General features: G+C 66.4%; 14 protein-coding genes. 9 read left to right on the forward strand and 5 right to left on the reverse strand.

Features of this window, described 5'->3' with window-relative positions; genetic code table 11:
* Positions 1-172: 172 nt before the first annotated feature.
* The gene (locus CBP34_RS04590; RefSeq protein ID WP_167372745.1) at positions 173-1,222 is read left to right on the forward strand and encodes an adenosine deaminase; all 1,050 of its coding nucleotides are present in this window, start codon (positions 173-175) and stop codon (positions 1,220-1,222) included.
* A gap of 16 nt (positions 1,223-1,238) precedes the next feature.
* Here the strand turns inward: CBP34_RS04590 and CBP34_RS04595 are convergent, their stop codons facing one another.
* Positions 1,239-1,685, reverse strand: coding sequence for an HIT family protein (locus tag CBP34_RS04595; RefSeq protein ID WP_094099069.1), 447 nt, complete (start codon positions 1,683-1,685; stop codon positions 1,239-1,241).
* Positions 1,686-1,983: 298 nt separating this feature from the next.
* On the opposite strand from CBP34_RS04595, the gene CBP34_RS04600 reads away from it, so the two are divergent.
* The 6 genes from CBP34_RS04600 (at position 1,984) to dcd (ending at position 6,288) form a co-directional block, all read left to right on the forward strand.
* Entirely contained in the window at positions 1,984-2,238 is a 255-nt protein-coding gene (locus tag CBP34_RS04600) for a hypothetical protein (RefSeq protein WP_094097434.1), read from the forward strand.
* A gap of 34 nt (positions 2,239-2,272) precedes the next feature.
* Positions 2,273-2,431: a DUF3309 family protein gene (locus tag CBP34_RS04605; RefSeq protein WP_086911596.1), complete on the forward strand. Its 159-nt coding sequence runs from the start codon at positions 2,273-2,275 to the stop codon at positions 2,429-2,431.
* 206 nt (positions 2,432-2,637) lie between these two features.
* Entirely contained in the window at positions 2,638-2,958 is a 321-nt protein-coding gene (locus CBP34_RS04610) for a collagen-like protein (RefSeq protein WP_094097435.1), read from the forward strand.
* Positions 2,959-3,071: 113 nt separating this feature from the next.
* Positions 3,072-4,211 (forward strand): BMP family ABC transporter substrate-binding protein, encoded by a 1,140-nt coding sequence (locus CBP34_RS04615; RefSeq protein WP_094097436.1) that lies wholly within the window; start codon positions 3,072-3,074, stop codon positions 4,209-4,211.
* A gap of 151 nt (positions 4,212-4,362) precedes the next feature.
* Positions 4,363-5,661: a guanine deaminase gene (gene guaD, locus CBP34_RS04620; protein WP_094097437.1), complete on the forward strand. Its 1,299-nt coding sequence runs from the start codon at positions 4,363-4,365 to the stop codon at positions 5,659-5,661.
* 54 nt (positions 5,662-5,715) lie between these two features.
* Positions 5,716-6,288 carry a dCTP deaminase gene (gene dcd / locus CBP34_RS04625; RefSeq protein WP_086911600.1) on the forward strand — a complete coding sequence of 191 codons (573 nt, stop codon included), beginning with the start codon at positions 5,716-5,718 and terminating at the stop codon, positions 6,286-6,288.
* A gap of 63 nt (positions 6,289-6,351) precedes the next feature.
* On the opposite strand, the gene CBP34_RS04630 is transcribed toward dcd, so the two are convergent.
* From CBP34_RS04630 to pcp, 3 genes are all read right to left on the reverse strand, one after another.
* Positions 6,352-8,049 carry a sensor domain-containing diguanylate cyclase gene (locus tag CBP34_RS04630; RefSeq protein ID WP_094097438.1) on the reverse strand — a complete coding sequence of 566 codons (1,698 nt, stop codon included), beginning with the start codon at positions 8,047-8,049 and terminating at the stop codon, positions 6,352-6,354.
* Positions 8,046-9,035 (reverse strand): delta(1)-pyrroline-2-carboxylate reductase family protein, encoded by a 990-nt coding sequence (locus CBP34_RS04635; RefSeq protein ID WP_094097439.1) that lies wholly within the window; start codon positions 9,033-9,035, stop codon positions 8,046-8,048. Before CBP34_RS04635 ends, CBP34_RS04630 begins: the two co-directional genes overlap by 4 nt.
* 83 nt (positions 9,036-9,118) lie before the next feature.
* Positions 9,119-9,793, reverse strand: a complete 675-nt coding sequence (pcp, locus tag CBP34_RS04640) for a pyroglutamyl-peptidase I (RefSeq protein ID WP_094099070.1) — start codon at positions 9,791-9,793, stop codon at positions 9,119-9,121.
* A gap of 180 nt (positions 9,794-9,973) precedes the next feature.
* Between pcp and ypfJ the strand changes: the two genes are divergently transcribed.
* Complete coding sequence (ypfJ, locus tag CBP34_RS04645; protein ID WP_086911603.1) at positions 9,974-10,846, forward strand: KPN_02809 family neutral zinc metallopeptidase; 873 nt, start codon at positions 9,974-9,976, stop codon at positions 10,844-10,846.
* 221 nt (positions 10,847-11,067) lie between these two features.
* A complete protein-coding gene (locus CBP34_RS04650; protein ID WP_086911604.1) occupies positions 11,068-12,561 on the forward strand; it encodes a DEAD/DEAH box helicase in 1,494 nt (497 codons plus the stop codon).
* 109 nt (positions 12,562-12,670) lie between these two features.
* On the opposite strand, the gene CBP34_RS04655 is transcribed toward CBP34_RS04650, so the two are convergent.
* The gene (locus CBP34_RS04655) at positions 12,671-13,333 is read right to left on the reverse strand and encodes a nitrous oxide reductase accessory protein NosL (RefSeq protein WP_094097440.1); all 663 of its coding nucleotides are present in this window, start codon (positions 13,331-13,333) and stop codon (positions 12,671-12,673) included.
* Positions 13,334-13,337: the final 4 nt, after the last annotated feature.

Below are 13,337 nucleotides of genomic sequence, written 5' to 3' on the forward strand. Positions count from 1 at the left end.
GGGGCAGTTGGGCAAGTCTGGCGGCTGGGCCCTTGAGCTGCAGGGCTTTTTCCTCTTCACGGCGGTGGCCGTCGCATTGCTGGGCGGGGGCGGTTCGGCCTGGGCGGTCGGTTCAACTGATCCATTCGCCCGGTCAAACACTGCACCTTGGCATTACCTCTGGAGCCTGCCGATGTTTAAAGTGCCCCCAGTCACCGCAGAGCGTCTGCAGCTGCTGCTGCGCGCCATGCCCAAGGCCGAACTGCATATCCACATCGAAGGCTCGCTGGAGCCCGAGCTGATCTTTGCCCTGGCGCAGCGCAACGGGGTGTCGCTGCCCTATGCCAGCGTGGAGGATTTGCGGCACGCCTACGCCTTCACCAACCTGCAGAGCTTTCTCGACATCTACTACGCGGGCGCCAGCGTTCTGCTGCATGAGCAGGATTTTTACGATATGGCCCGCGCCTATCTTGCGCGAGCTGCTATGGATAACGTAGCGCACGCTGAAATCTTCTTCGACCCGCAGACCCACACCGCCCGCGGGGTGGCGATGGAGACCGTGATCAACGGCCTGCACCGCGCCTGCGCGGACGCGCGCTCCGAGCTGGGCATCAGCGCCACGCTGATCCTGTGCTTTTTGCGGCACCTCAGCGAAGCATCGGCCTTTGAAGCGCTGGAGCAGGCGCAGCCTCTGCTCGACAAGATCGTGGGCGTGGGGCTGGACAGCAGCGAGCTGGGGCATCCGCCGGAAAAATTCGCGCGTGTCTTTGCCCGCTGCCGCGCGCTGGGCCTGCATCGGGTGGCCCATGCGGGCGAAGAGGGGCCGCCCGCCTACATCTGGAGCGCGCTCGATGCGCTCAAGGTCGAGCGCATCGACCACGGCGTGCAGGCCATGCACGACGCCGCCCTGATGCAGCGCCTGGCGCAAGACCGCATCCCGCTCACGGTGTGCCCGCTGTCGAACCAGAAACTGTGTGTGTTTCCCGACCTGAAGAACCACAACCTGCGCCAGTTGCTGGACGCTGGCCTGTGCGCCACCGTCAACTCGGACGACCCGGCCTACTTTGGCGGTTACATCAACGAGAACTTCACCCAGGTGTTTGCGGCCACGGCCATGACGGCCCGGCACGCCTACCAGTTGGCATTCAACAGTTTCGAGGCCAGCTTTGTCAGCAATGCCGACAAGCGCGTGTGGGAGCACCGCCTGAAGGAAACCTTCGAGCGCTTCGTCGAGCACGACTAGGGGCTGCGCACGACGGTCAGCCTGCAGCCAGGGCGGTGCGCAAATGCTGCGCATAACCCTGCAGCACCTCGGCCGCTGGGTCTTTGCGCGGCCACGACAGCGCAATGCCGTCGCCTGCATGGCGCGGCACCACATGCAGGTGAAAGTGAAAAACGGTCTGGTCGCCCTCGCGGCCATTGGCCTGCAGCAGCGTCAGCCCCGGTGGGTCGAAGACCGCCTGCACGGCACGGGCGACCCGCTGGGCCGTCTGCATGACGGCCGCCGCCTCGTCGGCGGTGATGTCCAGCAAGGTGGCCGCATGGCGTTTTGTGGCCACGAGCACATGGCCGGGGTTGACCTGGCCGATGTCCATGAAGGCGATGGTCAGCGCATCCTCGTACACGCGGGCCGATGGAATTTCGCCCGCCACCAGACGGCAGAAGATGCATTGGCCGGGAGGGGATGTGTCGACAAACATGGGCATTGCGGGGCTCCTGAGGGTGATCGTGCGGTGGTTTGCGGTGTGGCTTTTGCCGCGGGCTGCCTGCGGCCGTGCCGCATCGTTGGCAAGGCTGCACAGGCCTGGCTGCATTCTGCCGCTGCCACCGGCTCAGCCCGTGGGTCGCTGCCATGGTGCGTGGCTGTGTTCGCTAGCGCACCGACATGCGGGTGATAAAGGCATAGCCTGTCAGGGCACTGTCCGGACACATTCAAGTCCGGCCAGTTGACTCACGCGGGCGCTTGGCCTTGCGTGCACCCCTTGTGCATTTCAAAGGAATTCCATGAGCACCCTGCATTTCACCGCCGCGCTGCTGACGGCAATGGCCCTGGTCGCGTGCGACAAACAACCTGTCGTGGTCACCGTGCCCGCGCCTGCGGTGGCCGTCCCTGTGCCGGTGCCCGGACCTGCGGGCCCACCCGGTGCGCCAGGTGCGACGGGTCTGGACGGCAGCCAGGGCGCGCAGGGAGCGACCGGCAAGCCGGGCGAGGGCACGACCGTGATCGTGATGCCGCCGGCCTCGGCGCCGGCCAATTGAACGTACGCCCCGTACCGCGCCAAGGAGAAATCTCATGAGCCTCGGAACCGTGCTGTTGATTGTGTTGATCCTGCTGCTGATCGGCGCCATTCCGTCATGGCCGCACAGCAAGAGCTGGGGCTATGGGCCCAGCGGTTTGCTGGGTCTGGTGGTGATCGTCGTGCTCGTGCTGCTGGTCATGGGGCGGTTGTGACGGGCGCTGCCGAACAGCGATGCCGAGTGCAGCGCGCGCAGCACCCTCCATTTCGCCTATGCGCTGTAGCGCACAGAGCAAAGACCGCAATGGGCGTAGCCTCATAACCCTGGTTGATGCGGGCCTGCCGGGCCCGTGGATCCATTTCCGAGGATTGCACGCACGCAGGTGGGTGGTTCTCTCTACCCACCTCGAAGGAGATTTTCATGAAATATGCACATCTGATTGCCGCCACCCTCATGTCGCTGGGCTTGAGCGCATGCTTTTCGCTGCCACCCGGCCCGGCCGGCCCGCAAGGTGCCACCGGTGACACGGGTGCCCAGGGGCGCACCGGCTACACGGGCGCTACCGGAAACACCGGAAACACGGGCAATGTTGGCGCCACGGGCTACACCGGTGCGACGGGCGCGACCGGTGTCACCGGGGCCACGGGCTATACCGGTGAAACGGGCGCCACGGGCAATACCGGCAATACCGGAAGCACGGGCAAGACCGGTGGCACCACGGTGATTGTTCCGGCGCGCTGAACTGGCTGGGGCAGGCCGGCGGGTACGAGACCGGCCTGATAAAATCCCACGCAAAGACCGCTGTCCCGGCGGTCTTTTGCTTTTTGCACGCCGGGACCATGTAGAGGAACACCATGTACAAAAACCTCGCCACCGCACTGCGTGCGGCTTGTGTGAGTGCGCTTGCGGGCGCCTGTTTGATCTCTCCCGTTTTTTCCCAGACCCCCACCCAGACCGAGGCTCCGGCCAAGGCGGCCCCGCTCCAGGTGGTCAAGGCCGGCTTTGTCTATGTCACGCCGGTCACCGAGGCCGGCTGGACACGCCAGCACGACGAGGGCCGCAAGGCCGTCGAGGCTGCGCTGGGTGCCCATGTGAAAACCACCTTTGTCGAAAACGTGCCCGAAGGGGCCGATGCCGAACGCGTGATCCGCGACCTGGCGGCCACGGGCCACCAGATCATCTTCACGCCCAGCTTTGGCTACATGGAACCCACGCTCAAGGTGGCGCAGGACTATCCGGGCGTGAAGTTCGAGTCCATCACCGGCTACAAGACCACGGCCAATGTGGCCACCGCCAATGCGCGCTACTACGAAGGCCGATACCTGGCGGGCATTGCAGCCGGCCGCATGAGCAAGACCGGCGTGGCCGGCTTTGTGGCGGGTTTTCCGATCCCCGAGGTGCTGCAGGGCATCAACGCGTTTGCCCTGGGCATGCGTTCGGTGAACCCGAAGGCCCGGGTCAAGGTGGTGTGGCTCAACGTGTGGTTTGACCCGCCCAAGGAGCGCGATGCCGCCATGGCACTGTTCAACCAGGATGTGGATGTGATCGCCTTTCACACCGGCTCTACCGCAGTAATGGCGGCGGCGCAGGAGCGCGGCAAGATGGCCGTGGCCTACCACTCGGACATGCGCCGCACCGGGCCCGATGCGCAGATCGTGGCCATCACCCACCAATGGGGCAACTACTACACCGAGCGCGTGCGCGCCGTGCAAAACGGCAGCTGGAAAAGCGGCAATGTGTGGGGCGGCGTGCGCGAGGGCATGATCCGCGTGGGCGACTTTGGCAGCCGGGTGCCCGCAGCCGTGCAAAAGGAGGTGCTGGCCGCGCAAAAGGCGGTGGGTGCCGGCAGGCTGCACCCCTTCCGCGCGGGCAAGTCACCCGTGCGCGACAACGAGGGCCATGAGGTCATCCCCGCCGGGCAAACGCTTTCGGACCCACAGATTTTGCAGATGAACTGGCTGGCCGAAGGGGTGCAGGGCAAGCTGCCGCGCTGATACGGCTTCGCAATCCAGGAGATAACTGTGTTGCTCCGCCTTGCCGTGCGATAGCACTGTCTGCGGCTTCGCGCCTGGTTCTCGCATGGATTGCAAATCCTTATGACACAGGTCGAGCACGGCAGCGCTGGCTGCCGCTAAGCTAACAGCCATGCCTGTATTTCGCTCCGCCCTTTTGCGCTTTGCCGACGACGGCACGGCCGTGTATGACGCCGATGGCCTGCTGGCCGTGGGCCCCGATACCCAAGGGCGCCAGCGGGTGCTGGCTGCGGGGGCCTGGTCTGACCTGGCGCCGCGCTTTGGCGGCGGGCCTGTCGAGCACCTGCCGGGCCGCATCATTGCCCCGGGGTTTGTGGACATGCACATCCACTTTCCGCAGACCGATGTGATCGGCTCGCCTGCCGATGGCCTGCTGCCCTGGCTGGAAAACTACACCTTTCCCCATGAAAAACGCTTTGTAGCGCCCGAATACAGTGCGCAGGTAGCTCAGTTTTTCATAGCAGAGCTGCTGCGCAACGGCGTGACCACGGCGCTGGCGTTTGCCACCTCGCACCCCGCGTCGGCCGAGGCGCTGTTCGTGGAGGCGCAGCGGCACCAGATGCGACTGATCACCGGCAAGGTGCTGCAGGACCGCCACTCGCCCGACGGCGTGCGCGACGACACCGAGCAGAGCCTGATCGACACCGAGGCCCTCGTCCAGCGCTGGCATGGCGTGGACCGCCTCGGTTATGCCATCACGCCGCGCTTTGCGCCCACCAGCACGCCCCCGCAACTGCGTGGCGCCGGGGAACTGGCGGCGCGCTACCCCGATGTGTGGATCCATTCGCATGTGGCCGAAAACCTCGATGAAATCCGCTGGGCACGCGAGCTGTTTCCCGCGTCGCGCAGCTACCTGTCGGTGTACGACGACTTCGGCCTGCTGCGCGAGCGCGCCGTGTACGCCCACTGCATCCACCTGGACGAACCAGACCGCGCCCTGCTGCGCGACACTGGCGCGGTGGCAGCCATCAGCCCCACCAGCAATTTGTTTCTGGGCAGCGGATTTTTCGACTACGCCGAGGCCGACCGGGTGGGCGTGGGCTACGGGCTGGGGAGCGACGTGGGCGGCGGCACCAGCTTCAGCCCGTTTCACACCATGATGGCGGCGTATTACGTGGGCCGGGAGGGTCAGACCAAGCGCGGCCTGAGCCTGTCGCCCGCCCATCTGTGGTGGCAGCACACGGCCGGTGCCGCCAGGGCGCTGGGCCTGGCCGGCGTGGTGGGCAATTTGCAGCCCGGTTGCGAGGCCGACTTTGTGGTGCTCAACCCCCAGGCCACGCCGCTGCTGGCGCGCCGCACGGCCCAGGCGGACAGCTTGGACGAGCTGCTGTTCGCCATGATCGTGCTGGGCGATGACCGGTTGGTGGAAAAATCGGTCATTTCTCAAGCAAAATACGGCTCTTGCGCTTGATGGTCAAGCGCTGATAGCTATCAAAAACATAGTACTGGCGAGGAGCCCTCCACCATGAGCATCAAAAGCGACAAATGGATCCGCCGCATGGCGGCCGAGCACGGCATGATCGAGCCTTTCGAGCCTGGCCAGGTGCGCGAGGTCGAGGGCCGAAAAATCATCAGCTACGGCACCAGCAGCTATGGCTACGACATCCGCTGCGCGCCCGAATTCAAGGTGTTCACCAACATCCACAGCACGGTGGTGGACCCGAAGAATTTCGACGAAAAGAGCTTTGTCGATTTTCACGGCGACAGCTGCATCATCCCGCCCAACAGCTTTGCGCTGGCGCGCACGGTGGAATACTTCCGCATCCCGCGCAATGTGCTCACCATCTGCCTGGGCAAGAGTACCTATGCACGCTGCGGCATCATCGTCAACGTCACGCCCTTCGAGCCCGAGTGGGAAGGCTATGTGACGCTGGAGTTCTCCAACACCACGCCACTGCCCGCACGCATCTACGCCGGTGAGGGCTGCGCGCAGGTGCTGTTTTTCGAGAGCGACAAGGACGATGTCTGCGAAGTCTCCTACAAGGACCGGGGCGGCAAATACCAGGGCCAGGTGGGCGTCACGCTGCCCAAGGCCTGAAAGCAGACACGGCGCGGCGTATCTCCATGCGCCTTGCCACGGCGGTGTTGGCGGTGCCGCCGCTCAGGTTTCCACGCAGACCCTGTTGCGCCCCTGGCCCTTGGCCTCGTAAAGGGCTCGGTCTGCGCGGCGCAGGATGTCGGCGCCGCTCTCTTGTCCGCGCATGGTGGCCACGCCCACGCTCACGGTGATGGTGCCGACCACCGGGTCCTGCTGATCGGCCATGGTGGTGACCAGCGCCTGGGCTATTGCCTGGGCCCCGGCCAGGTCGGTGTCGGGCAGCAGGGCTACAAACTCTTCGCCACCGAGCCGCGCGACCACATCCGAGCCGCGCAGCCGCGATTCGAGCGTGCGCGCCAGGCGGCGCAACACCTCGTCGCCAGCCTCGTGGCCGTAGGTGTCGTTCACGCGCTTGAAATGGTCTACGTCCACGGTGATCAGACTCAGCGGCCGGCTGCTGCGCCGGGCCAGCGCGAGGGCAAACGCCATCTGCGATTCAAACCCGCGCCGGTTGAGCAGGCCGGTGAGGGCGTCGGTGCGGGCCTGCAGGTCGAGCGCGCGGTTCGCGGCCTCCAGCTCCAGCGTGCGCAGGCGCACCTTTTCCTCCATGGCTTCGCGCGCGGCGAGCAGGCGGTGGGTCATGCGGCCGAGTGCCTGTGAGAGCTGGCGCACTTCGCGGTTGCTGTGCACGGCCGGAATGTCGCTGCCGGGGCGGCCGGCCTCCACGGCGCTGGCGGCATCGGCCAGCGCATACAGGTCCACGCTCAGCCGGCGTGCTGCAAGCCACGCCAATACCGACGCGAAAAGGGCCGCCGCCAGGCCGATGAGCAGGGCCAGGCGCACCGTGTGGTCGGCCTCGGCAAAAGCCAGTTCGACCGGCTGGCGCGCCACGATCCGCCAGCCCAGGTCACTGGCCGCATTGCGGGGCTGCAGCTGCGTGGCGGCGGTCAGGTAGCGTTTGCCGTCCTGCCACTGCACCACGGCGCTCTGTGTGTGCCCGCCACCGCGGTTGTTGTTGACGTGGGTTCCTGCGGGCAGGCGCTGGCCGGCGGCCTGCAATGCACTGGCGCGGCCATGGGGGGCTAGAATCATCTGGCCCTGGCGATCGAAGATGAAGAGCTCCACGGCGCTGTTTTCGGATGTGGGCGGGGTGAGGGTTTCCAGCACCTCGCGCGTCCACTCCCAGCTGCCGTGGATGCCCAGCACGCCCACGGTGGTGGGGCCGATGCGGATGGGCGCTGCGAAGTCGACGAACCGGTAGGGCTCGCCGGACGCCATGGGGGGCAGCAGCTTTTCCAGCAGTTTGGCGGCGTGCACATCGCCCACATGCACCCCTCGCAAGCCACTTTGGAACCACGGGCGCGCGGCCACGCTCTGGCCTGCCAGCAAGCCGCCCGTCGCGTTGCGGACCACGCCTTGGGCGTCGGCCACACCGATCCAGACATTGGTCGGCTGCATCGCCTGGCTGCGCGCGAGCATGTGCTGGGCCTCGGGCGAGTCAAGTCCTTTGGACCACACCATTTCGGCGCCGGCCAGCACCTCGGCCTCCAGGCTGCGCTGCATCAGCCCGATGGCCAGAAGCTTGCCAGCGTTCTCGGCGACCACCTGCAGCGACGCCCCCGCATCGCGCTGGATGCGGTGCTTGAGCAACTCGCCAAACCCCAGCGACAGCAGCACGGCCAGCCCGACGACCAGCGCGCCAAAAACCAGCGCAATCTGCGTGCGCAGTCCGCGGTCGGAGAATCGCTTGAAAACGTTCATGCGGGCACTCGCTCGGCCGCTGCGGGCATCGGGGGCTCTGCCGCAGCCCGGCGCATGGCCAGCCGCGCGGCGGCCAGATCCCAGCCAGCCCAGCCACAGCTTTTGAACAGCACCGGGCCTTTGCCGGCCCGCGTGCCGTGGGTCCATGGGCCGCACACCGCGTTCCTCAGCATGGGCATGGTGGCCACGTCGAGCCCAGCCTGCAGCAGGTCACCCGCTTCGTGGCCGGCATCGCCGGTGTCCACCACGATGGTTCCGTGCAGCGCCACATGCTGGCACAGTGCGGGCGCCAGCTCCACCATGGTGGGGGTGAAGGCACCCACGGCTGCAATAAAGGCGTCCGACCGGGGGGTGGCGGACAGCACCACGGCCTGGGCCGGGGTGCAGGTGGCGACCAGCGGGCAGTGGGGCAGGGCGGCGTCGGTGTCGGCCACCACGCGTGCTTGCGCACCCAGGGCGTGCACCTGTGCGGCCAGGGCCTCGGCGCTGGCGGCGCTGCGCGAAGCGATCCACACCTCTTGCACCCCCAGCCCCACTACAAACGCCTCGGCATGGGCCCGGCCCTGCACCCCGGCGCCCACGATGAGCAAGGGCCCCTGAGGCACCGGGGCCAGATGGCGGGCCGCCAGTAGTGACACGGCCGCGGTGCGGCGGGCGGTGACCGTGGGGCCGTCCAGCACCAGCCGGCGCTCGCCCGTGGCAATGTCGAACACCACCACATCGCCCTGGATGGACGGGCGCCCGGTGCCTGCGTTGCCGGGAGTGAAGGTGATGAGTTTGGTCATGGCCACGCTGCGGTCAGTGGCGGGCATCACAAACAGGCTGCCGCCTTGCGCCAGCGGCAGCACGCTGCGGGCCGGAACGGACACGGTGCTGTCCCACAGCAGGGCGGCGATTTCATCGGCCAGCGCCGACCAGGGCAGCAGAGCCGCCGTGGCCGCCGCATCCAGCGAGCCCGGGGCGTCGGAAAAGGGTGCACATGACATGGCCCGCACTGTACACACAGCGCCGGACCGCTTCGCGGGCGCACAAGCCCGCACCGCGGGATTGGCCCATGCCATCCGGCGGCTTAATGGGTGGCGCCCGCCTGCAGGGCAATGTCCTGCGGCGCCAGCACGGCCGCCCACAGCGCCGCATGGATGCCGCGCACCATGTCGCGCAGCGGCAGGTGGGGTGTGCCCTGGCCGCTGGCCCAGGGCACATGCACAAACCCGCCGCGCGCCCCGGCCGGGCCCGCGCCCTGCGCCAGCAGGTGCATCAGCCCATACAGCACATGGTTGCAGACAAAGGTGCCTGCGGTCTGTGAGACCTCGCAGGGCACGCCCGCGCGCTGCACGGCACGCAGCATGGCCTTGATGGGCAGGCTGGCAAAGTAGGCGGCAGGCCCTTCGGGCACCACCGGCGTGTCGATGGGCTGCATGCCAGTGTTGTCGGGAATGCGCGCGTCGTTGATGTTGATGCCAATGCGCTCCATCGACAGTGCGCCGCGCCCGCCCGCCTGGCCCAGGCACACCGTCATCACGGGCTGATGCGCTTGCACCAGCGCCGCCAGCCGGTGCAGCGACTGCCCGAACACCGTGGGCAGCTGCGCTGCCACCACGGTGTGGCCGGCAATGCGCTGGCCATGCAGCGCCTGCGCGATGAGCCAGCTGGGGTTGAGCGTGTCGCTGCCAAACGGATCGAACCCGGTGAGCAGAATTACGCGTTCTGCGCGCGGTGAGAGGGGGTGGGGGTCGTGGATCATGAACTGGGGCTGCATGGTGCCGGTAAAGGGGCAAAAAATGAATCGGCAAGTGCAGGGGCGGGTGCACTGGGGCAGTACATCGGTGCACACGGTCACATGGTAATTCGCTGCCCGAATCGCTGCACGGCGCGTAACATGCGGGCTTGGCCCTTCAACGGTGGAGGGCGCTGGAGACATGCAATGAAATGGGAAGGCAACCGCGAATCGGACAATGTGGAAGACCGCCGCAGTGGAGGTGGCGGGATGCCCGTGTTCGGGGGGCGCAGCATCGGCATAGGCACCATCGTGATCGCCTTGCTGGGTGGCTGGGCACTGGGCATCAACCCGCTGACCATCTTGAGTTTGCTCAGCGGCGGCGGCGCGCCCACGGCACAGGTGCAGCAGGGACCCGCCCAGCGCCCACCCGCCGATGACACCATGGGACGCTTTGTATCGACGGTGCTGGCTGACACCGAGGATGTCTGGCAGGCGGTGTTTCGCCAGGGCGGCGGCACCTACCAGCAGCCGCGTCTGGTGCTGTTCCGGGGCGCTACGCCCACGGCGTGCGGCACGGGCCAGGCCGCCATGGGGCCCTTTTATTGCCCGGCCGACCAGAAGGTGTACATCGATCTCGGGTTTTATGAAACGCTCAAGAGCCGCCTGGGGGCGCCGGGCGATTTTGCGCAGGCCTACGTCATTGCCCATGAGGTGGGCCACCATGTGCAGAATCAGCTGGGTATCAGCGCCAAGGTGGACCAGATGCGCGGCCGCGTGAGCCAGGCCGAGTACAACGCCCTGTCGGTGCGGCTGGAGCTGCAGGCCGACTGTTTTGCCGGCGTGTGGGCGCACCACGCACAAAATGCGCGCCAGATTCTGGAGCAGGGCGATGTCGAAGAGGCCATGAACGCCGCCGCCAAGATCGGCGACGATGCCCTGCAACGTTCCAGCGGGGGCGCCGTGGTGCCAGAAAGCTTTACCCACGGCAGCAGCGCCCAGCGCCAGCGCTGGTTCAACAACGGGCTGCAAAACGGCAATGTCAAGGGCTGTGACACGTTTTCCAGCCGCAATCTCTGATTTTGGGGTGCCACGTGGGGGCGCCGCGGCGGCGCCCTGGGTGCCCGCGGTGCGAAAGCGAAACACCGCCAATATGGCGCTGGCGCTTATGGATAAAGCGCTAGCAGCTATATTAATAATAGCTATTGGCGGGGCGCAGCGTCGGTGTTGGGCGCCCGTCGTGCAGGGGCAACGCGCAAAATAGCGCCACTTTTGCCACCGGTGCGACAATAGCGGGCTAAATGACAAGTTCTTTTTCCAATCTATCGCTGGCCGAGCCGCTGGCGCGCGCCGTGGCCGAAATGGGCTACGAGTCCATGACGCCCATCCAGGAGCAGGCCATTCCGGTGGTGCTTACCGGGCAAGACGTCATGGGCGCAGCCCAGACGGGCACCGGCAAGACAGCGGCGTTCTCGCTGCCTCTGCTGCAACGCCTGCTCAAGCACGAGAGCAGTTCCACCTCGCCCGCACGCCACCCGGTGCGCGCCTTGGTGCTGCTGCCCACGCGCGAACTGGCCGACCAAGTGGCACAGCAGATTGCGCTGTATGCCAAATACACCAAGCTGCGCAGCACCGTGGTGTTTGGAGGCATGGACATGAAGCCCCAGACCATCGAGCTGAAAAAGGGCGTCGAAGTGCTGGTGGCCACGCCGGGACGCCTGCTCGACCATATCGAGGCCAAGAACGCGGTGCTCAACCAGGTCGAATACGTGGTGCTCGACGAGGCCGACCGCATGCTGGACATCGGCTTTCTGCCCGACCTGCAGCGCATTCTTTCGTACCTGCCCAAGCAGCGCACCACGCTCTTGTTCAGCGCCACGTTCTCGCCCGAGATCAAGCGCCTGGCCGGCAGCTACCTGCAAAACCCGGTCACCATCGAGGTGGCCCGCCCGAACGAAACAGCCTCCACGGTCGAGCAGCGCTTTTACAGCGCCAACGACGATGACAAGCGCCGTGCCATCCACCAGGTCCTCAAGACCCGCGGCATCAAGCAGGCGTTCATCTTTGTAAACAGCAAGCTCGGTTGCGCGCGCCTGGCCCGCAGCCTGGAGCGAGAAGGCCTCAAGACCACCGCGCTGCATGGTGACAAGAGCCAGGACGAGCGGCTCAAAGCCCTGGACGCTTTCAAGCAAGGCGAGGTCGATCTGCTGGTGTGCACCGATGTGGCGGCCCGTGGACTCGACATCAAGGACGTGCCGGCCGTGTTCAACTTCGACGTTCCGTTCAACGCCGAAGACTACGTGCACCGCATTGGCCGCACCGGCCGCGCCGGCGCCTCGGGCCTCGCCGTCACCCTGGTGTCGGGCAGCGATGCCCGTCTGGTGGCCGACATCGAGAAGCTGCTCAAGACCAAGCTCGATATCGAGGCCCTTGAATACGACGAAGACAAGCCCCGTGGTCGCATCAACGACGGCCGCCGCGCCTGGCGCGAAGCGGGTGAAACGGGCGACCCGCGCGATGCGATTCCCCCGCCGACGCTTCGCGAGCGCAGTGAGCGCCGGGAACACAGGGAACACCGGGAACCGCGTGAAAACTACCGGGGCTTTCGTCCTGCGGTGGCCTCGCGCGATCCGTTCTTCGAAAAGCCGTATGAAGCGAGCAGCGTCGAAACCGCTCCCGCCTGGGAGGCCGCAGCCAAGTCGCCCGCGCGCAGCAGCGTGTCAGCCAACATCAAGCCCAAGCGCAAGGTGGCAGCCCTGTTCAAGGCCGTGCAGCCGGAAACCTCGGACCAGTGATTCGCTGACAGAGCGGCGGCGGTGCAGGCCTGGATGGCACCGCCAAGCCGGTCTTTTCTTTATGAACCACAATGGCTGCTAGCCCTTATGCAGCAAGCGCAAGCTGCTATCAAAAGATACTGTTCTGCGTGGATGGGTGCGTGCGGTGCGCTGCACTTCGCCCGGGCGCAAGCCGCTCCAGCAGGGTGGCATCGACACCGTCGAACGCGATCACGCGCCCGCCCCGCCGCCCGCTATAGCGCTGCGCTGCTCCGGCCGAGGCGAATGCGGGCAGGTTGCCTGCACGCATCGGCCCGCGCGCGGACGAGCCTTCCACATACATTGCTGTCTGGGCCGCAATCCATTCGCTCGTTTCGGTGTCGGTGACATAGCGGGCCACCAGCTCCTGCGCCGTGCGCCCGGCGCTGTACTGCCCCACGTTGGCCAGATACTGGAACAGGCTCAGCGGGGAGTCAAAAAAATGCGCATCGCCGTTGGCGAAGATGGCCTGGGCCGCCCATTCGGGTGACTGTGCCGGGTACATGCCGCACACCGGGCAGCGTGCATCCACCGGGATGGCCCGTGGCGCTTCCAGGCGCTGACCAGCAGCGGGGTCGAAAGGTGTGGGGAGCGCCACCACGCACACATCCTCGGGCAGGACTCGCCCGGCCGCACCATGGCCTGCGTCCGATGAATGGAACTTCCACGTTGCTGCGCCCGCCAGCGCGCCCACCCCTGCCAGCCCGGCGAACAGCGCCTGACGTCGGGTGTGTGGCGTTTGCAGCAGGCGCATGGGC

The organism is Acidovorax carolinensis, assembly GCF_002157145.1.
Taxonomy (GTDB): Bacteria; Pseudomonadota; Gammaproteobacteria; order Burkholderiales; family Burkholderiaceae_C; genus Acidovorax; species Acidovorax carolinensis.

What these genes read in the sequence shown, in the direction of transcription:
- CBP34_RS04650 (WP_086911604.1), top strand. Translation starts at nt 11,068, where the DNA reads ATGACAAGTTCTTTTTCCAATCTATCGCTGGCCGAGCCGCTGGCGCGC.
- CBP34_RS04590 (WP_167372745.1), top strand. Translation starts at nt 173, where the DNA reads ATGTTTAAAGTGCCCCCAGTCACCGCAGAGCGTCTGCAGCTGCTGCTG.
- CBP34_RS04630 (WP_094097438.1), bottom strand. Translation starts at nt 8,049, where the DNA reads ATGAACGTTTTCAAGCGATTCTCCGACCGCGGACTGCGCACGCAGATT.
- CBP34_RS04600 (WP_094097434.1), top strand. Translation starts at nt 1,984, where the DNA reads ATGAGCACCCTGCATTTCACCGCCGCGCTGCTGACGGCAATGGCCCTG.
- pcp (WP_094099070.1), bottom strand. Translation starts at nt 9,793, where the DNA reads ATGATCCACGACCCCCACCCCCTCTCACCGCGCGCAGAACGCGTAATT.
- CBP34_RS04610 (WP_094097435.1), top strand. Translation starts at nt 2,638, where the DNA reads ATGAAATATGCACATCTGATTGCCGCCACCCTCATGTCGCTGGGCTTG.
- CBP34_RS04615 (WP_094097436.1), top strand. Translation starts at nt 3,072, where the DNA reads ATGTACAAAAACCTCGCCACCGCACTGCGTGCGGCTTGTGTGAGTGCG.
- guaD (WP_094097437.1), top strand. Translation starts at nt 4,363, where the DNA reads ATGCCTGTATTTCGCTCCGCCCTTTTGCGCTTTGCCGACGACGGCACG.
- CBP34_RS04635 (WP_094097439.1), bottom strand. Translation starts at nt 9,035, where the DNA reads ATGTCATGTGCACCCTTTTCCGACGCCCCGGGCTCGCTGGATGCGGCG.
- CBP34_RS04605 (WP_086911596.1), top strand. Translation starts at nt 2,273, where the DNA reads ATGAGCCTCGGAACCGTGCTGTTGATTGTGTTGATCCTGCTGCTGATC.
- CBP34_RS04655 (WP_094097440.1), bottom strand. Translation starts at nt 13,333, where the DNA reads ATGCGCCTGCTGCAAACGCCACACACCCGACGTCAGGCGCTGTTCGCC.
- ypfJ (WP_086911603.1), top strand. Translation starts at nt 9,974, where the DNA reads ATGAAATGGGAAGGCAACCGCGAATCGGACAATGTGGAAGACCGCCGC.
- dcd (WP_086911600.1), top strand. Translation starts at nt 5,716, where the DNA reads ATGAGCATCAAAAGCGACAAATGGATCCGCCGCATGGCGGCCGAGCAC.
- CBP34_RS04595 (WP_094099069.1), bottom strand. Translation starts at nt 1,685, where the DNA reads ATGCCCATGTTTGTCGACACATCCCCTCCCGGCCAATGCATCTTCTGC.